Genomic DNA, 19185 nt, shown 5'->3' on the forward strand with positions numbered 1-19185 from the left:
ATTTAAATGCCTATTATATTATTATTAAGAATGATATTAGAAACTGCTGTTAGTGATATACAAACTGCTGAATTAATAGAAAAATTTAAAAAAAGTAATTCATTATTTAATAGTTTTTTAAAAAATCCAGCAGGAATATTAAAAAATCAATTAATGTCAAAAGTATTAGGACAAGGTAAATCTCAAAAAGAATTAGCTGAATTTCAACAAGTTTTACAAAAATTAACAAATTTACCAGTAATTCATAAAAAAATAATGACACATATTACTAATAATAATATTGCTAAATTACAACATATTCAAAAACAATATTTAAATGGTAAGTCATTAATGGATAAAGGTAAAGAAATAATAATGAATTCTTTAACACAAGAAGATTATGACAGTATGATTGGAGTTTATGTAAATCTTTCTAGTAGTGCATTAGCAGGTGGTATATGAACTCCCGTAGTACAAGCACAATCTGGTACGTATGGTATTGCTACATTAACATATAGAACAAATTTAAGTAAATCATATGATTATTTTAATGTTTCAAGAGAAACTTGAATTGATATGTGTAAATCTATGGGTGCTTATGGTACGGGTGCTAATAGTGTTTTTATTAGAGAGTATTTAGGTGGAGTTAATAAAACTAGAAAAGAAATGAATTCTACTGTTAGAAAAAATGTTAGTCAATTAAATAGAGCAGTAACTAAACCTAATAAATCAGTTATTAGTACGGTTAATAAATCACAAGCAGTACAAGGATATGGAAGGTATAAAGATTATGGAAAACAAAAATAATATTGATTGAAATGTAAATTTAAATTATATTACAAAAGATGATTTAAAAACTATATATGGTTTTATACCAGATGCAGACCAAACTACTACTGATAATACTAAAACTGATTTTACTATTATGGCAATTGCTATTTCAAGTGAAAGAATTAATACTATTACTGGTAATCAAATTGAAGTAATAGGATTTAAAAATCTTAATGAAACTCAACAACAATTAGTTAAAAGAGCAACAGCAAGAATGACTATATATTATTTAACTGATGGAATGGCATTTATAAGAAGTTCAGTATCTATTAGTGGTAATGGTTTATCAAGTAGTATTAGTCCACCAAGTGAACCAGATTATGTATTAATGGAAGTATATAATTTATTACAACAAGCAAATTTACATACTCCAAGAAAAGCAATTAATAATCCTATTTCATGTAATACAGATAATTTTAATACACCTAGTATATTTGATGAAAGTGATACAAGAGTTATTACTTGAGATTCTGGTAATAAAACATTTTTACAAAAAATGGGATTAATTGAAGGTACTGGTATTACTATTCAAGATGTTAGTGATACTATACCTAAATTAAAATTTAATGTTGATAGTAATATTGATTCATTATGAGAAGTTGATAAAGATAATCCTAATTTTATAAAGTCAAAAGATTATAAAGGTATTGATGTTAATGGAAAAAGAATTATTGATGTTGGTACCCCTACATTTTTAAGTGATGCTACAACTAAAGAATATGTTGATAGTAAAATTCCAGATTTAACTAACTATTATAATAAACAAGAAACTAATCAATTATTAGATAAAAAACAAGATAAATTAACTGTTGGTTCAAATATTAATATTGATGAAACTAATACCATTAGTGCAAATTTAACTAATTATTATAATAAATCAGAAAATGATAAAAAATTAGAAGATAAAGTGGATATAGATAAATTTTCATATGCTTTTACTATTAATGCTCTTAGTACTGAAAATCCTAATTTAGAAACTACTAATAAAACTATTGTTGGTGGTATTAATGAGTTAAAAGAAAAAATAAAAGATAAAAAATTTTCAAATGATTATTTTAAATATAATACTGAAACAAATGAAGTTTCATTAAATGATGAAGAAAATTCATTACTTTGTAAGGATTTATTAGAAAATAATGAATATCAAATATTAAAAACTCAAAATAAAAAATTATTACAAGCAATTAATGAAATATTAGAAAAACAACCACAACCAACTCCAAGTGGTTCAAATTGAAAAGAAGTAGGAGAAATTATAACAGATAAAAATAATAATAATCAAAATTATATAAAATATATATTTAAAGATAAAACACATTATAGAATATATATAAGTTATGGGGATTATACACGTCAAGAAAATAATAAAAATTATAGTTGACAAATAATTAATTTTTATTATCAATTAGATACAAGCGTTGTAAAAAGTAGTTTATGAATAGCAAATAATAATAATAATAACCAACAAACTGAAATTAATGTTTATAACAATAGAATAATGTGGGGTATGGGTAGAGATTATATTTTTAAAAAATTAGAAGAATTACAGGAATAAGATTATGATTTTTAAAATTATAAAAATTATTTTAGGTTTAATTGGAGTGTTATTATCTTCGGCTGTTGCTGGTTTAATTATATTTATTATAGTAAAAATTGTATTAAAAATTAATTAAATATTTTAGAAAGGTGGTGATTAATATGGATACTACAGCAATTATTATAGTTGCTAATTTATGTATTAATGGAGGTTATGTTTTAATTAAATTAGGAAAAGCATTAGTTGCATTTGGTAAATCTTTAACAGACCCTAATAAAAAAGCACTTAAAAAACAAAATAAAATTAATAAATTACAAAGTAAATTAAATTCTATTAATAAACAACCAGAAATAAAAAGTATTTATTAATAGTAAAAAATGCCTATTAAAGGCATTTTTATTTATTTATAAACTCATATGATTATAATCTCAATTTAATGAAGCATTATCATAATTTAATGGTACTTCACTCATATTATCACTACCATAATATTGACTTGCAGTTTCACTATTAATAGTAAATCTATTATCATTAATTAATCTTGTAGTTTCATTATTAAATGGTGTTTCTTGCATTTCTGTATTATTATGATTTGTATCAATTGGTAATAAATTATGAATAATTTCACTTGCACCAGCAACTATTGTAGGAACTGCATAAGCATTATTAAAATCATTATTAATACCCATAGCAACACCACTACTAATCAAACAACCACCAGTAGCCATATTTGCTATTTTACGTATAGTTTCAAATTTACTTGGTATTAATTCAGTAATTCCAGCAACTAAATTTGCAATACCATATGAGTTAAGACTAATAAATGTATCTCAATCCATTAAATGATTATCATTATTATTAGTAGTACTTAATAATAAATCTGGTGGAAAAGGGTCAACAGTAGTAGTTATTGGACTTTCTGTTGGATTAGGATTAATTGAAGAGTTAGTAAATTTAGCATAATTAACTATTCCAATTGTTCCTAATCCTAATGCTATTTTTTTACTTGAATTTAATAGTTTACTTTTTAAACTTGGCATTTGATTTAAATTTCATATATCAATACCTAATTTTTTGCTAAATAATAATGAATTAATACTACCTAATATTGGATTACCTATAAGTTGACCATAATAAGCACTTGTACCAATCATTGCACAAATTGGACTTATTCCAGTTCTTATTAATTTTAATAAAGTATAATTTGATTGTGAATTTTCTGTATTTGGCATTTTTTATTCTCCTTTTATAAATTTAAATTGCATATTTCCTACTGTATCTCGATTATTACCACAAATAATTAAATATCCAGTATTATTTTCTAATATTCATGAATAATAAATATATTGTGGATATAATTTTGGATATAAATTTAATGCTAATAAATAACATAAAGCATCTTCTTTATTTTTTAATAATCCAACTGTTGGACATTTTATTTCTTTTGGACTTTTTTCATTATAAAATCATTCAGTTCTAATATTTCTCATTATTTCACATCCTTTTATGAACTCATCAGCACCGTAAATAAACGGTGGACTATAGAATTATAATGTTATCCAAATTTTAATAATTCTATAGTTTCGTTCTGTATAGAGATAAAATCTCTGTTATAGTTAGGACTTACATTGACATATTTTAAGCAAGAATAAAAAATAGGGAATAGGAGTTAGAAAGGATATATGTCAAATGCCTAAATATTAATTATTGTTTACTTTCCTTATCTTTATTTAGTTCTTTATTTTCGTATTCTATAAAGCAGATTTCATGCATATATCATTTTATTTTTTTGAATCAAAAAATTTTTCTATAATTTCTTATTCAATTACCATCCATTATGAATTTTTTACAATAATTACATTTATAAATTATCATTATCAAATTCTCCATTTTCTATAAATTCAAGTACTTTATAATAAGCAGTAAGTTTACCTGCTTCTTTTAAAGAATCACATAAACAAATACTAATTTGTTTATTTAATCAAATAATTAATTTTTCTTTATTCATTATCAAATACACCTCTTTCTAAATATTCAATTATTAATTCCATATCTAATGTGTCATGTTCAATTAAATATTCAATTAATTTTTCTTTATTAATACAATTTTTATGTCTTGATTTATTAATTTCATCAACTATTTTTCTATGAATAGAACAGTATACTCTGCCATATTTATCTGGTTTTTCTTCTGATTTATTTTCACATTGTATTTGTATATTATCTACTTTATTTTCTATTAAAGTTTCTAATGATTCAGTTCACATACATGTCATGATAAATTTACCTTTCATTAAACTTCAAAATTTTCTATAATTTCTTCTTCTTTTTCTAATTCTTTTAATTTAGATAAGGTAGAATTTAAATCAGTATTATCAATATTATTATTTGAATTAATAATTTTAACTTCATCACCATTATTATCTTTATAAGCAATAGTTTCTTCATCAATTACTACACCTTGGTCTAATTGAAGTGCTAAATTAATATCATCTTGATTATTTAATACAATAATTGGTGTTTTATTAATTTCTCGAATAAGTGCTTTTACAACAGTTTTTAAAGCCATTTGGTCAAAAGCAGAAGTTCATATATGATTTAATTTTCATTCTTGACTTTTTTTATTATAAGTTTTGCCATATTTATCTTTATGTTGATTAATTTCTTCAACAGTCATTCCTTTATAAAAATTATTAATTTTACCATTTTTATCTAAAAGAGAAATATAACAATAATAACCAATTGTATTAATACTTTTTCTTTCAAAAATTAATGCTGGATTAATTTCTTCAACAGTCATTCCTTTATAAAAATTATTAATTTTACCATTTTTATCTAAAAGAGAAATATAACAATAATAACCAATTGTATTAATACTTTTTCTTTCAAAAATTAATGCTGGATTAATTTCTCATTTATTATTTTCTTTATTAAATTTATGTGCAGTTGTTATTTTTTCTCTTTGAAAATCAATTACTAATCCAGTTCTTTGTAATAATGTTAATCAACCATCTTCTTGAATTTGTACTTGTAATTCATCACCATAAGGTATTAATGCTAATTCTTTTTTAATTGGATTAATAGAAAGATTTAACTTATATAAATTAATTAATGCATTAATTAAACTTTGTGTATTCATAGTTTTTAAATCTTTACTAGAATTTATAATCATTTCATAATAATTTCTAAATTTTACATATTCTTCTTTATTACTTTTAATAAAATTAGGAATTTTTAATTCATTTTTATTATTACTCATTAGTTGATTCTCCTTTTTTATTTAATATTTCTAAAATTTCATCTAATTTTTTATTAATTTTGCCTATATGTTTTAATAAAATTAAAATTGATTTATCCATGATTGTCATCCTTCTTATTACTTGTTATTTCATCAACTATTTTTTCTAAACATTTCATACATCAATTTTTACTTAATCAAATTCTTTTATTACAATATTTACATTTATTCATACTTATTTATCCTTGTTTTTAATAAACTTAATTCATATTTAATTTGTTTTCTAATTTCAAATTCAATTACTTCATCATGCGAATATTCTAATAATTCATTTAAATATTTAATATTTTCTTTAATTTGTTTGATTGTTAATTCGTTTTTTATTTCATTAAATGTTTTCATTTTTATCTTCTCCTTTAAAATATTTTGTTTTTGCATTCATTCATTCAATTATTAATTCATTTGTTATTTCTATTTTTATTTCTTGTTGACTATTTTTATTAGTTAAATAAACATAAGTTTTATAAGATGGAGTTATACCATTCTCAAGTAACATACAATAATAAGCAGTTAATTGTAATTTAATTCTTTTTAATTTATCTTCATCAATACAAGCATATGTTTTATAATCAACTAAATAATATTTATTTTCTTTTTTATCTAAATAAACTAAGTCTGGAGTTCCAGCAATTAAATTATCAGTAATAGGTTTTTCAATAATAAATTCATAATTATTTTTATCTTTAAATTTTTCTTTTAAAAATATAAGTGATTTTTTACAATAAGAATAATTTATATTATTTGTTAAAGGTTTTAATTTTTTTAATAAATTATTAATAATATTTTCTTCATTAATATTTTGTAAATATAATTCATTAAGTTTATGAACTCATTTACCACGAACTGAAGCATTTTTTAATACTTCTCGGGCTATATGACTATATCCAAAACCTAAATAATTATCAATAATTCTAGAAACTGATATTAATTCTTTATCTTCTAAAAAATATTGATGTGTTTCTTTTTTAAAAATTAATTTACTCATATTTATTTCTACCTATTAATAATCAAAAACATTTATTACATAATCTATTACCAAAAGAAGATTGTTTTCTATATTTATCACAAGAACCAACCATTCTATATTCTCTATATTCCATAAATATTTTTCCTTTCAATTAATGTTTAGAAGCAATAATTATTAATGTTAAAATCATAATAATAATTCCAATTGTTAAAAATATAATTCTACTTTTTCATGATTTTTTATAAAATTCTTTTTGTTCTTCAATTAATTCAATTTGTTCTTTTAATAATTTATTTTGTAATTCTTCATTTTCTTTTTCTTCTTCCATTTTTAATTCCTTTCATTAATTAAGTTTTTTATTTAATTCCTTATTATTTAAATTTATGTCTAATTCCATTACTAATATTTCATATTTTTCAATATAAGCATCTTTGAATAAATGATGTTTATAATTTCTATGAAAGTTAGTAGCATTTTCTACAGTTGAAAAAGCCTTATATTTTATTTGACCTGTATAATTAACTTCATATTTTAATAAGTAAATATATTTCATATTTATTTTTCTCCTTTATTTTATTTATTGTGTTATGATATTGTTAATGAGGTATGTATTTATATATAAACCCCCTATTTTTTTAAATAATACAAATGTAATTATTAATATAGATTAATGGGTTATTTACTGAGCCATAATAAGGCTATTCAAATTAATCTATAATTACATTAAGCGATACAGTGTAACATTTTAACTTGCTTAACATTAAATGCTCTTTTATACTGATATAGAAGTATTTACATTTCGTACTCACTATTTGACTTCTACGACAGTTTTATGAAGTTTTAATCTTTTAACAAAAAAAGAACGATAGTTATATCGTTCTTTGTTATTTCTAAATCTATCTATTAAATTAATGCGCCCCATTATCATAACCAATGTTTAAATTATTTTGTTGCTCATTATTATTTCTATTTATTAACCAGTTCCTAATTGTAACTCCACATCTAAGACCTGTTATAGCACCTAATAAAAAAAGTCCTACACCGACACTATTGAGATTACTAGCATCATTGTTTTTTATTAAACCATATATTGCACCAACACCCAAGCCCATTGTTGAAAGTAATGTTGATGATAACATTGTGATACAACAACAACCAAAATCTTTTTGTAAACAACTTGTATTTGTACTTGTATTTGTCATATTTGCTCCTAATAAACGTGTTGTTTCATTTCTTGATTGTTCTGTTGAATTATTCATAAATCTCACTACTCCTTTACTTAATCAATTTTATTTAATAATTAATTGTTTTTAAATTTAAAAAATTAATGAATATGTTGTGTTATCAACATATTAATTATAGTTAATATAATTAATACTTTTTATATAATTTTTTATTTTATAAATAAGATTTTCAATTTTTTGATTTTCATTATTGATAACTTATCATCTCTTAAATTTGAACATATTTACAATTTTTATTTTTGTTCATCATAAATGCAATCTATGCTAAATTTTAAAAATTAAAATCAAAAAAGATTTCATTTTAAAAAAATATTTAATATATAAAATTAGTAATTTTTCAATTAAAAAACTACTAATTTTTGTATTATCTATCTTTAAGGTTTAATAATTTTTTTTAAATTATTATATTAACTTCAAACATTATTATTATCACCCTCTATTACCGCATAAGTTGGAGCAAAAGAATATGCTAAAGATAAAACATAACCATTAAAATACATTCAAATATCAACAGTACCTAAAGACAAATTATCTATAATATATTTATTATTTTTTAATTTAGAATTTAATTGCGTGTTTTGTCATCTAAGACCTTTTTGCCCTAATTCATGACAATTAATTAATTCTAGTGAATCATTATTTTGAAAAAAACGATTCTTTTTTGCTAAATCAGTAGTTTTATCTTTTAAATATTTTAAAGTATCACTAAAATTATTATTTTCGTAAGCTTTAAAATCATTTTTATTCATTTTCATTGTAAAGTCACCTTCAAACTTACTGATAGTAAGACGATTGTTTCAAATACCATCTTTAGAACAAAATTTGGCTAATTTATCAGCAGTATTATTAATTCGATCTTGTGTTGACATAGTATCGCGGATGACAACAGGAATTTTAATAGGGTCTAATGTTAAATTATAATATGTTCAACTATTAATTTCAAATTCTCCAAACAAACTTACTTTATCTAGATCTGAAATAATTTTGTTTCTATATTTTCAATTTTCAAATTTATTTTCAAAGGTTTGTGCATATGAATTAGCTTTATTAGTAAAAATTGATTTAACATCAGAACCTGATTGATTTAAAAATACTTTTTGTGCCATACTTTGAAAATCATTTTGTGTTTCTTTAGTGACACTTCAATTATTATTATTATTTGGCAATTGATAATTATGAAATTTCGTTTGATCACGAACAATAAACTTAGCTCCCAATTTTGTTTTTATTTTTTCTAAAATGTCTTCTTTTAACTCATTACTGTTTCATCATTTTGAAATATTTCATTTTAAATCTAAGGTAGTTTCGACAGTATAATCTTTTAAATTATCTTCAATTTTACTTGCTACTTTTTCAATTACGCCTTCAGTATTAGCATTTTGATTAATAAAGTTTATATCAAAAAAATCTATACTTAATTCACGATCTAATGTATTACCATCAAAATCTTTTCATTTTAAATCAAATTTTAGGCTTGATTTTAGAAGATTTCAAGATTCAATTTGATACTTTTCTTTATTATAATCATCCATCCCAAAAGCATTATTATTTTTTCATTCATTAAATTCGACTTTAGTAATTTTTGATTTATCAGTATTTAATTTTAAAATTTCATTAATATTAATACCAGAAAATAATGATTTTAAATTAGAATCATTACCTAGTTCAGAACCAAAATTACTAATGTTTTCTTTAATTACGTCATAAAAATGTTTAGTTAAATCTTGATTAGTAATTTCTTGATTATCAGGAATATTATTAATTTGATTTAATAGTTCTTGTCCAGAACTAGCAAAGTTATCTGGTCTTAAAATATTTTTTTTCTCTTTTATTAGATCCCCAAATAAACTATTAACTTTTTCTTCTGCTATTTTTAATAAATCAGTATCACTCTGTTCTTTACCATGCTCTTCTGGTATTGGTTCATCATTATTTCCACCACAAGCAATAATATTTGTAGTAGCAGTAGTACTTAAAATTATTGCCCCCAAAATACTTAATAATTTTTTCATAATTTATACCCCCATAAATAAATCTTTTTATATAATTAAATATATTCAATACAACTATTATTGACATTAGTAATAAAAATCAAACTTGGATAAAATATGTTTTTAATTTAACAAATTAAAGACATATTTAAATTGTTGAATATATTTACTTCATTTTATATTATTCTAAAATTGTTTTTTATATTATGTTTTAAAGTTTTATAATAAACACTAATAATATCATATTTAGTGATTTTTTATAAGTTTTTTTATGTTTTTACTTATTTTATTTTTTAAAATAATAACTAGTTTTAAAATTTAACATTTACTGTATTTAATACTATTAAAACAAGATTTATTATATAAAACATAGTAAAATTCTACTAAGAAATTTTTCATATTATGCTTAATATTGATTATATAATTGCTAGTATATATTGTTGTTTCTAAATTAATAAAATTGTTTTTTTAAATAAAAATATTATAAACTAATACATTGAGAGGTTATTTAAGAGAGGTATGGTTGAAAAAGCAAATTTAGGTAAATTATTAGAGTTTATTTTTATTAAGGTTTATTATTCTTTTATTACAGTTTTTTTATTTATTTTATCAATATTTATATCTTTAACAATATCTATTGTTTTTTTTACTTTGAAATTAAGTTCAAATACTTTTTTCATTATTTTTCAATATTATATTATGATTTTGTATAGCATTTTTCTTTTTATTTTTGCTTTAATGAATTCTATTAAGTTATTTGGTACACAATTTGAAGATAATTCTTTTCTTCTAATACTAACAAGGCCATATTCAAGAAAAGTAATTATCCTTTCACAATATTTCGTGTTATTTTTATCTTCATTATTTTTTATCGTATCTAATATTATTACTTTATTAGTTTTTGGAGGCATCATAGGAGTAATTCTAAAAATAATATATATTAAATTTTATATTTTAATTATTTTAAAATTATTTCTTTTTTTACTTTTTTTCTCAATTTTAGTAACTAATGGATCGGTAGCTATGTTAGCGTTTTTTTCATCAGAAAAGGTTTTTTTAATATTTGTTATTTTTTGTAGTTTATTCCTTTTGGGTGGTTTGCCTTCTTCTTTGATATTAAATAAAACAGAAAATTTACCAATTTCTTTTAAAGAAGGTGTTGGACCTTATTTGGTTAAACAAATTAAAGAAGCAATGTTATTTAATAAATATTATAAAATGGGATTAATTCGTTATCCTAATTTAACTAAAGATATTGCTGATTTTTATAATAGTTTAACAATTGATGAATTACAAAATATTAATAAAAAGGAAGTTATTAGTAAAAGACAAGATTTTTATAAAAAAGAAGGATTTCTTTTAAATAGTTCATTTAATAGTGGTGAAATGGAAGGTAAAATTGATGTTTGAAATGGACATAATGATTTTAATGGCAAAACAGTTAAAATAGTTTTAGTTTTTAATAAATACTTTATTAATTTAAAAGAATTAAAACAAAAAATTGAAGAATCTAATAACGATACTCAAAAAGATTTATTTCAATTATATGAAGATTATAATAATGAATTTGAAATTAATAATTTTTGTTATTTACAAAAATCAAAAATACCTGATTTGTTAGAATATGATCTTGCTAAATCTTATGTTGAGGAAGGTAGTAATAAAAAAACATTAACTAGTGATGATTGAACAAGAGCTTTTAAAGATGGTGGATATTATGTTAAATTTAGCAGTCCATTACGTAACAAATATGATAATCTTTTTTTTAATCCAATTTATATTTTATTAAGAACTGTGGAAGATTACATTTATAATCAAATATGAATTTATTATCAAGTTAAATCAGAAAAAGTTTTAAATGATGAAAATTTTATTGCATTTAAAAATAATATGAATTTATATACTTTGATTAACTATTTTAATTTTATTGAGCATTGAAACCAAATGTGAACAAATTATATGGGATGTTATGGTAATTTTTGATTTAAACCATTAGCTTTATCAAGTATTGATTTTAATGTTCAAAAAAATACTTTATTTAGTTATCCTGATTTTACTTTTCATTTAAATAGCGAATATAAAATTGATGTTAATAATACTACAAGCATACAAAATAATTTGATTGTTAGTTTATTTTACGGTGTGTTGTGTATTGTTTTATTTTTCTTATCATTTTGTTTTTTCTTAAAAAAGAATATTGGATAAGTTAGTTAGGAGAGTATTTATGTCAACAAATGATAAAAATAAAATTTTAATTAATGTTCAAAACTATAGTAAAAAATTTAAGAAATTTCACATAAATAATATTAGCTTTACTGTATTTGAAGGAACTATTCATGCTTTAGTTGGCCGTTCAGGAAGTGGTAAATCAGTACTGTTGAAATCAATTATTGGTGCTATTCCAATAAGTAATTACGAAGGATTAATTACCATTAATGGCTATAAAGCGGGAACAACTTTTTCAAAAAATAGTTTAGGCTATTCTTTGAATATAGAAAATTTTCCTCAGGGATTAAGTGCTTATAATTTTTTGAAATTTTTAGGTAAAACAACAATAATTTCAGAAAGTAAATTACTAGTAAATTTAGAAAGATTATTAAAAAATTTTGGTTTATGAGAATCACGTAATAAATCTTTAAATTCATTTTCTTCAGGAATGAAAAATAGAATTATGTTGATTGTTGCCCTAGCACATGATCCAAACCTAGTTATTTTAGATGAACCAGGAGCTAATTTAGATTCAGAATCAAGAAAATTTTTTACTTCTGTTTTACAAGATTTAAAAAAAGAAGGAAAAACTATTTTATTAACAACTCATATGATTGATGAAACAAAAGATATTATTGATAATTGTACTATTATTGAATATGGTAAATTAATTTATACTGGGCCAATTGATAAATTTGGAGTTGGTAAAATTTTTGTTTTAAAAACAAGCAATAATCTTGTAGCATCATCACTTTTAAGTTTATATAATTTTCAATTTAAATATAATAAAGATACTGATAGTATTTTAATTAAATTAATTGATAAAAATTATATATCACAACTTAATTTTATTTTGAGTGAAAAGAAAATTGTTATATATGATTTACATGAAAAAGAATTAGATTTATTTTTTATCAATTCATTTTTTTAATTTATTTTTATTTTATAAATAAGATTTTCAAATTTTTTGATTTTCACTTAAAACATGTGCAGCAGGAGGATATTCATCAGCTAATTTGTTGATTGCATTTACCATTACTTCTTTTTGATAATTATTATTAAATTGTAATTCTTGTTTTGTTTTTTTCCTTTTTTGATATAATTTTTGATTATATATTTTCTTTTTTGCTTTCACTTCAGGTCTTTGCTCATATTTTCGTTTTTTATCTTTATTTTTTTGATATCAAGCTTGATCATATTTTTGCTTTCTTGCTTTCACTTCGGGTCTTTGCCAATATTTTTTCCTTCTTGCTTTCACTTCGGGTCTTTGAGCATATTCTTTCTTTTTTGCTTTCACTTCAGGTCTTTGCTCATATTTTCGTTTTTTATCTTTATTTTTTTGATATCAAGCTTGATCATATTTTTGCTTTCTTGCTTTCACTTCGGGTCTTTGCCAATATTTTTTCCTTCTTGCTTTCACTTCGGGTCTTTGAGCATATTCTTGATTTTTTGCTTTCACTTCAGGTCTTTGATTATATTGATTTATTTTTTCTTGATTTTTTTGATATTTTTCTTGATCATATTTTCTCTTTTTTGCTTTCACTTTTTCTTATACTCTTTTTGTTTTTCATTATTCATAAATTTATCACCCCTTAAATCTGTGTCATTGTTTCAGATTTACAATTTTTATTACTGTTTAATTTTTTTTGGTCATCACAAATTAAAATCTTCTTTAAACTTTAAAATGCAAGTAAAATATTTAATATATAAAATTAGCGAACTTAATTAAAAAATCGCTAATTTATTAAATATTTAAATTTGGATATTTGCGTTTTAAAAAAAATAATAAAACTTGAATATCAGCAGGACTAACACCAGAAATTCTTGTAGCATGACCAATTGTTAATGGTCTAACACGCTTTAATTTTTCTCTAGCTTCACCAGTAATACTTTCTACTAAATCATAATCAATATCACCAGGAATTTGTTTTTTTTCTAAACTATTAGTTTGTTGCGCCATTTTTAGTTGTTGATTAATATATCCTGAATATTTAATTGTAATTTCTAATTCCATTAATTGATGATATTGTAAATCATTTATTAAAGGTAACTGTGAAGTAAACATTGATAATTTGACACCTGGACGTTTTAATAATTCATAAGCAATAATATGATTATCGGGAATTGGACCTAAATTATTATTATTAATATACTTAGCAACTTCTGAATTGGGACTAACTTTAATAGTTTTTAATTTTTCAACAATATTAGACATTAATTTTTGTTGAATATTAAATTGTGATCAACGTTGTTCACTAACTAAGCCAACTTGATAACCATATTTAATTAATCTTGTTTGAGCATTATCATTTCGTAATAATAAACGATGTTCAGCTAAAGAAGTTAATAAACGATAAGGTTCAACTGTTCCTTTTGTTACTAAATCATCAATTAAAACTCCGATATATGCTTCATCACGCTTTAAAATTAATGGTTTTTCTTTTTTTATTTTTAAATGTGCGTTAATTCCGGCCATTAAACCTTGACACGCTGCTTCTTCATAACCACTAGTACCATTAATTTGACCAGCACTAAATAAGTTTTTAATTAATTTAGTTTCCAATGTTGGTCATAATTGTGTTGGTTCAAAAGCATCATATTCAATAGCATATGCTCATTTTAATACTTCACAATTTTCTAAACCAGGTAATGTTCTCAACATTTTATCTTGCACATCAATTGGCATCGATGTTGAAAAACCTTGGACATAAATTGAATCCAAAGCAAGTGATTCTGGCTCTAAGAAAATTTGATGACGAGGCTTATCAGCAAAACGTACTACTTTATCCTCAATACTTGGACAATAACGTGGTCCAGTACCTTGTGCTTCACCATTATACATTGGTGATTTATCTAAATTATTATTAATAATAGTATGAGTTTTATCATTTGTATAAAGTAAATAACAAGGTAACTGTTTTGCTAATGGTAAAAAATTTTTAGTTTCATATGAAAATGCTAAAGGTAAATGACTACCTAGTTCAATATTAGTTTTGTCAAAATCAATACTATTTTTTTTAATACGAGGTGGTGTTCCTGTTTTTAAACGTATCATATTAAAGCCTACAATTTTTAATTGTTCAGAAATACCATTACTTGTTCTTTGACCATCTGGTCCTTCTGATTTCTTATTATGACCTTGTAAAGTTAAAGCTGTCATATAAGTGCCAGTAGTTAAAATCACAATTTCACTAGTAATTTTTTCGCCATTCTCTAAAATAACACCCTTAGCAGTGTTTTCTTCAATTATTAATGATTGTACCATAACTTCTAAAATTGTTAAATTTTCTTGTTTATTTATTGCATTTTGCATATATTGTGAATAAGCAATTTTATCAGATTGAGCACGAATAGCTCAAACTGCTGGACCACGTGAATGATTTAATAGTTTCATTTGCAAAGCAGTAGCATCTGCTGCTTTAGCCATTTCGCCACCAAGTGCATCAATTTCACGAACCACAACTCCTTTGGCGGGTCCACCAATAGAAGGATTACATGGCATTAATGCAATTTTAGTTTTATCAAGAGTAATAATAGCGGTTTTATGACCTGCTCGTGCAGAAGATAATGCCGCTTCAACACCAGCATGACCAGCACCAATTACAATAATTTCATACTCATATTTCATTGATTTCACCTCCATTTCATAAAATATTACATATCAAAATTAATAACATCAAAAATAAGAAATTTTATTTTTAATTTCTTTAGTAATGTTATCATAAACAAGCAAAATATTCATGTACTTTTTAGACTTTTATTAAATAAAATTGAATTTTAGTTAATAATCTTCTCAATTATAATTCATTATCTTTTATACAAGATATAAATATTATTTAAAGAATTAGTGCTGCACCTAAAAATAGCAACTGTTTTGATTAATAATCATTAATACTAATTAAAAGCCAGTAATTACTTACTTTTAAGTATTTTATTTATTAGCACAAGATGTGTTTTTATTGAAAAGACACTTTTGTCATTAACATTGGTGACTGTATCCAATGGTGATAAAACATATGCAACATCTATTTCTTTTTCCATAACTGTAACCTCTTTTGTATACAATTTGACTTAAATAATTTATCTTAATATCCCTACATAAGTATAATTATAATGTTAATTTTTAAATTTGCAAATTTTTATTTACTATACCTTTAAACTTAAAAAGTATTTTTATATATAAAAATACATCTTATATTAATTAAGATAAAGAATCACCAAATAATTTTCCCATTTTAATATTAAGATTATTATATAAAGTTTTTAAATGGTAATGTTCACTGAAATGTATATTAATTAATTTATGTAAAGTGGTAACATCTGCCAATGGATCATGATGATCAAATTTAATTTGATTACTATGAGTAAGAGCACTTAAACGGTTATTAGGATAATCATATGTTCTTCTAAATAACTTAACTGAACAAATATAAAAAAAATTAGGACATTTTAAATCATAATGATTAATTAATGATCTTAAGATATTAATGTTAAAGTTAGCGTGATGAGCAATAACAACAGTATTTTCAGTAAAAAAAGTAACGATGTCTACTCATAATTCTTTAAAGTTTGACATTAAAGATACGCTTTCACTTGTAATTCCATGAACATGAGAAAAAGTAAATTCTTCGGGATGTGGTTTAATTAATGAACTATAAGTTTTGACAATTTTACCTTGTGTTACTTTTATCATAATTAATTGACAAGCACTTGTTTTATTCGAATTTGCAATTTCAAAATCAATAAAAACATAATTAGTATTATCAATCCCTCAATCATGAACACTAAATTTTTTCTTACTATTTAATTTTGATTGTTTTCTTTTTAATAACATTTTTTTAGCAAAAAGATTTTTACTATCTTTACTTTTATACTGTTTAAAAGGTGTAATTATTTCTTGTTTTCCTTCTATATTACCTTTTGATTCAGAATTATCATCTGTTTCAAAATCATCATTTGTCTTCTTGAATTTTACACTTTTAAAAAACATATTAATGGCAATAGCACCTTTCTATCTAAATTTTCATAAATTAATATTAGTTATTCCTTTGATAAATTATAACATTGATAAGTTAGAGTAACTATATTTTTACTTATAAAACTTCATTTTTTGCAAAATTCATTAATTAATTATCATTCTTTAACAAATAACTTAATATAATTTATAAAAATAATATTATGAATAAAATATTATATTGTTGACAATAAAAAAGATTGCGGTTGCAATCTTTTTTTAAATAAGAAAAATATTATAATGAACACGAAGGTGAAGAATTATATCTAGTAATTAATGGTTCACTATCATTTACTTCATTTTGAAAATTATTAATTTTTTTAACTTTTTAGCTATTTTAACTTGTTTATTAAGTTCTTTTTCTTCTAATTTTTGATTTTTTGCTTTTAAATTTTTTAATTTATTTTCTGTGTCTTGCAGTTTATCTTCTCTTTTTTTAATTTTATTTTTACTTTTTACAATTTTATCACTAAGTGTTCCTAATAAAGGACTATTTTTTTATTAATTTTTCTTTGACGTTGTGCATCTTTAAGATTCATTCGTACTAGTTTATCTTTTTGCAGTTTAGTTATTAACTTATAAATTTTGATACTTATTGCAGCAGCAATTGCTCCTCCAATAACTATTGGTACAGCATAAAGTAAAAAGTCTAATCCTTCAAATAAATCACTAAAAAATGATTCTATCCCTTGTCAACCTTTTTCAAAAAAATTTCCTACGTCTTTTGTAAAATCCTCAAATCCTTTTGAAATATCTTTTCAAATGCCACTAATATCTGAGCCAATATCATCTACACCTTTACCAATTTCTTCTAATCCTTTACCAATATCATTTCCAATATCTTCTATACCTCTTCCAATATCTTCTACACCTTTACCAATATCATTTCCAATATCTTCTATACCTTTAGCAATATCATCTAATCATCCAAACATAATTTTTCTACCTTTCCTTTAACCTAAACTTGGTCTTAATGTTGTTTTATCACTATTATTTATATTTGTTTCTAAACTATTAGCACCTAATACTATTTTATTATTAAACTGATTAATATTGGGATTTAATTCAGACAATGGTTCTCTATTACATTTATTATTTAGTTTTTCTAAATGATCATCTAACATTTTTAATTCAATTTTTAATTTTTTTGTTTTCTACTTCTTTTTCAACCAGTCCCACTTCAAATGTTTTTCTTTCATAATCGTATTGTGCTTTTTGACTTGCTAATTTTGATTTGAAACATTCCATTTGTTCTTCTTTAAATATTTCATTTTTTTGTTTACTTTCTTTTTTTGCTTTATTAGTTTCTAGTTTTCTATCAGCAATAGAAGCGACAACAGCAGTTGATGCTGTTGCTGCTAGTGCTCCTATGTTAATAGTAATCCTCCACCAACTGCAACAGGTCCTATAATAGGCATATTTTTTTTAAATTGTTTTTTAACATTATTTGCAATTTTCTTTGGTGATGGTATTCCACTAGACTTCTTTACTTTTTCATTATCATTAATTTCTAATTCAGATGATGAAGACACATTTGAATTCAATCTTTTAAAATCAGGCATTTTTTATTTCTCTCTTTCTAATCTATAAAATATTTTTTTAAAGTCTTGTTACTGATTCAGTACGTAAAAGGGGTGTTGCATTAGTTTCTAAATTATTAGCAACTGATAGCATATCATTATTAAAATTATTAATGTTTGGATTTAATTCAGATAATGGTTGTCTATTAGAACGATTATTTAGATTTTCTTGTTCTTCTCTTTTTTGATTTTTTTAACTGTTTTACCAACATTTTTTGTAACATCTTTATCTTTCTTGGGAAATTCTGCTTTCATATTATTTTCTAGTTCATTATTATTAATTTCTAACTCAGGTAAAGGTAAATTAGATTTTTTTTCTTTTTTGTTATTAGGCATTTTTATTTCTCTCTTTCTAATCTATAAAATAAAATATGTTTATTTAACTAAATAATTTAATAAAAAAACTAATATAAATAAATCAGAAAATCTATATTAGTAATGAACATTTATTAAATTAATAACAATATAACATATTTTTTTATGAATGTCAGAATCATACATATATGACTATTAAATGATGAAAATAATAGTTAATA

General features: G+C 22.3%; 26 protein-coding genes. 5 read left to right on the plus strand and 21 right to left on the minus strand.

The window, feature by feature from the left end; translation table 4 throughout:
• Nucleotides 1–6 precede the first annotated feature (6 nt).
• From AACK81_RS00775 to AACK81_RS00785, 3 genes are all read left to right on the plus strand, one after another.
• Entirely contained in the window at nucleotides 7–786 is a 780-nt protein-coding gene (locus AACK81_RS00775) for a hypothetical protein (RefSeq protein ID WP_338961750.1), read from the plus strand.
• The gene (locus AACK81_RS00780; RefSeq protein ID WP_338961751.1) at nucleotides 770–2365 is read left to right on the plus strand and encodes a hypothetical protein; all 1596 of its coding nucleotides are present in this window, start codon (nucleotides 770–772) and stop codon (nucleotides 2363–2365) included. Before AACK81_RS00775 ends, AACK81_RS00780 begins: the two co-directional genes overlap by 17 nt.
• Nucleotides 2366–2508: 143 nt before the next feature.
• Complete coding sequence (locus tag AACK81_RS00785; protein WP_338961753.1) at nucleotides 2509–2715, plus strand: hypothetical protein; 207 nt, start codon at nucleotides 2509–2511, stop codon at nucleotides 2713–2715.
• A 36-nt stretch (nucleotides 2716–2751) separates the two neighbouring features.
• Here the strand turns inward: AACK81_RS00785 and AACK81_RS00790 are convergent, their stop codons facing one another.
• The 12 genes from AACK81_RS00790 to AACK81_RS00845 all read right to left on the minus strand — a co-directional run bounded on the left by AACK81_RS00790 (nucleotide 2752) and on the right by AACK81_RS00845 (nucleotide 9868).
• Entirely contained in the window at nucleotides 2752–3579 is an 828-nt protein-coding gene (locus AACK81_RS00790; RefSeq protein ID WP_338961755.1) for a hypothetical protein, read from the minus strand.
• Between the two features lie 3 nt (nucleotides 3580–3582).
• A complete protein-coding gene (locus AACK81_RS00795; protein ID WP_338961756.1) occupies nucleotides 3583–3837 on the minus strand; it encodes a hypothetical protein in 255 nt (84 codons plus the stop codon).
• A gap of 371 nt (nucleotides 3838–4208) precedes the next feature.
• Nucleotides 4209–4355, minus strand: a complete 147-nt coding sequence (locus AACK81_RS00800; RefSeq protein ID WP_338961757.1) for a hypothetical protein — start codon at nucleotides 4353–4355, stop codon at nucleotides 4209–4211.
• Nucleotides 4348–4623, minus strand: coding sequence for a hypothetical protein (locus AACK81_RS00805; RefSeq protein WP_338961759.1), 276 nt, complete (start codon nucleotides 4621–4623; stop codon nucleotides 4348–4350). Before AACK81_RS00805 ends, AACK81_RS00800 begins: the two co-directional genes overlap by 8 nt.
• A gap of 17 nt (nucleotides 4624–4640) precedes the next feature.
• The gene (locus AACK81_RS00810) at nucleotides 4641–5606 is read right to left on the minus strand and encodes a recombinase RecT (RefSeq protein ID WP_338961761.1); all 966 of its coding nucleotides are present in this window, start codon (nucleotides 5604–5606) and stop codon (nucleotides 4641–4643) included.
• A 204-nt stretch (nucleotides 5607–5810) separates the two neighbouring features.
• On the minus strand, nucleotides 5811–5987 hold the full coding sequence (locus tag AACK81_RS00815; RefSeq protein WP_338961762.1) for a hypothetical protein: 177 nt from the start codon (nucleotides 5985–5987) through the stop codon (nucleotides 5811–5813).
• A complete protein-coding gene (locus tag AACK81_RS00820) occupies nucleotides 5974–6630 on the minus strand; it encodes a PD-(D/E)XK nuclease family protein (protein WP_338961764.1) in 657 nt (218 codons plus the stop codon). The genes AACK81_RS00815 and AACK81_RS00820 overlap by 14 nt, the downstream gene beginning before the upstream one ends.
• Entirely contained in the window at nucleotides 6623–6745 is a 123-nt protein-coding gene (locus AACK81_RS00825; protein WP_338961765.1) for a hypothetical protein, read from the minus strand. The genes AACK81_RS00820 and AACK81_RS00825 overlap by 8 nt, the downstream gene beginning before the upstream one ends.
• Before the next feature lie 18 nt (nucleotides 6746–6763).
• Nucleotides 6764–6940 carry a hypothetical protein gene (locus AACK81_RS00830; protein ID WP_338961767.1) on the minus strand — a complete coding sequence of 59 codons (177 nt, stop codon included), beginning with the start codon at nucleotides 6938–6940 and terminating at the stop codon, nucleotides 6764–6766.
• Nucleotides 6941–6955: 15 nt separating this feature from the next.
• Nucleotides 6956–7165, minus strand: coding sequence for a hypothetical protein (locus AACK81_RS00835; protein ID WP_338961769.1), 210 nt, complete (start codon nucleotides 7163–7165; stop codon nucleotides 6956–6958).
• 355 nt (nucleotides 7166–7520) lie between these two features.
• Entirely contained in the window at nucleotides 7521–7871 is a 351-nt protein-coding gene (locus AACK81_RS00840; RefSeq protein ID WP_338961770.1) for a hypothetical protein, read from the minus strand.
• Between the two features lie 392 nt (nucleotides 7872–8263).
• Nucleotides 8264–9868, minus strand: coding sequence for a lipoprotein (locus tag AACK81_RS00845; RefSeq protein ID WP_338961771.1), 1605 nt, complete (start codon nucleotides 9866–9868; stop codon nucleotides 8264–8266).
• Nucleotides 9869–10957: 1089 nt separating this feature from the next.
• Here AACK81_RS00845 and AACK81_RS00850 point away from each other — a divergent pair.
• Both AACK81_RS00850 and AACK81_RS00855 read left to right on the plus strand, forming a co-directional pair.
• A complete protein-coding gene (locus AACK81_RS00850) occupies nucleotides 10958–12052 on the plus strand; it encodes a hypothetical protein (protein WP_338961772.1) in 1095 nt (364 codons plus the stop codon).
• A gap of 19 nt (nucleotides 12053–12071) precedes the next feature.
• Complete coding sequence (locus AACK81_RS00855; protein WP_338961774.1) at nucleotides 12072–12986, plus strand: ABC transporter ATP-binding protein; 915 nt, start codon at nucleotides 12072–12074, stop codon at nucleotides 12984–12986.
• A gap of 12 nt (nucleotides 12987–12998) precedes the next feature.
• Here AACK81_RS00855 and AACK81_RS00860 read toward each other — a convergent pair whose 3' ends face one another.
• From AACK81_RS00860 to AACK81_RS00900, 9 genes are all read right to left on the minus strand, one after another.
• Nucleotides 12999–13598: a hypothetical protein gene (locus AACK81_RS00860; protein WP_338961775.1), complete on the minus strand. Its 600-nt coding sequence runs from the start codon at nucleotides 13596–13598 to the stop codon at nucleotides 12999–13001.
• Between the two features lie 201 nt (nucleotides 13599–13799).
• Entirely contained in the window at nucleotides 13800–15683 is a 1884-nt protein-coding gene (gene mnmG / locus AACK81_RS00865; RefSeq protein WP_338961777.1) for a tRNA uridine-5-carboxymethylaminomethyl(34) synthesis enzyme MnmG, read from the minus strand.
• A 284-nt stretch (nucleotides 15684–15967) separates the two neighbouring features.
• Nucleotides 15968–16096, minus strand: a complete 129-nt coding sequence (locus AACK81_RS00870; RefSeq protein WP_255495891.1) for a hypothetical protein — start codon at nucleotides 16094–16096, stop codon at nucleotides 15968–15970.
• A gap of 160 nt (nucleotides 16097–16256) precedes the next feature.
• Nucleotides 16257–17045: an exonuclease domain-containing protein gene (locus tag AACK81_RS00875; RefSeq protein WP_338961779.1), complete on the minus strand. Its 789-nt coding sequence runs from the start codon at nucleotides 17043–17045 to the stop codon at nucleotides 16257–16259.
• A gap of 503 nt (nucleotides 17046–17548) precedes the next feature.
• Complete coding sequence (locus tag AACK81_RS00880) at nucleotides 17549–18004, minus strand: hypothetical protein (RefSeq protein ID WP_338961781.1); 456 nt, start codon at nucleotides 18002–18004, stop codon at nucleotides 17549–17551.
• Nucleotides 18005–18022: 18 nt separating this feature from the next.
• Entirely contained in the window at nucleotides 18023–18193 is a 171-nt protein-coding gene (locus AACK81_RS00885) for a hypothetical protein (RefSeq protein ID WP_338961782.1), read from the minus strand.
• Nucleotides 18162–18317: a hypothetical protein gene (locus tag AACK81_RS00890; RefSeq protein WP_338961784.1), complete on the minus strand. Its 156-nt coding sequence runs from the start codon at nucleotides 18315–18317 to the stop codon at nucleotides 18162–18164. The genes AACK81_RS00885 and AACK81_RS00890 overlap by 32 nt, the downstream gene beginning before the upstream one ends.
• 119 nt (nucleotides 18318–18436) lie before the next feature.
• On the minus strand, nucleotides 18437–18631 hold the full coding sequence (locus tag AACK81_RS00895) for a hypothetical protein (RefSeq protein WP_338961785.1): 195 nt from the start codon (nucleotides 18629–18631) through the stop codon (nucleotides 18437–18439).
• Nucleotides 18632–18808: 177 nt separating this feature from the next.
• Nucleotides 18809–18985: a hypothetical protein gene (locus AACK81_RS00900; protein WP_338961787.1), complete on the minus strand. Its 177-nt coding sequence runs from the start codon at nucleotides 18983–18985 to the stop codon at nucleotides 18809–18811.
• Nucleotides 18986–19185: the final 200 nt, after the last annotated feature.

The sequence above is a fragment of the Spiroplasma endosymbiont of Lasioglossum villosulum genome, assembly GCF_964020195.1.
Lineage (GTDB): Bacteria > Bacillota_I > Bacilli_A > Mycoplasmatales > VBWQ01 > Spiroplasma_E > Spiroplasma_E ixodetis_A.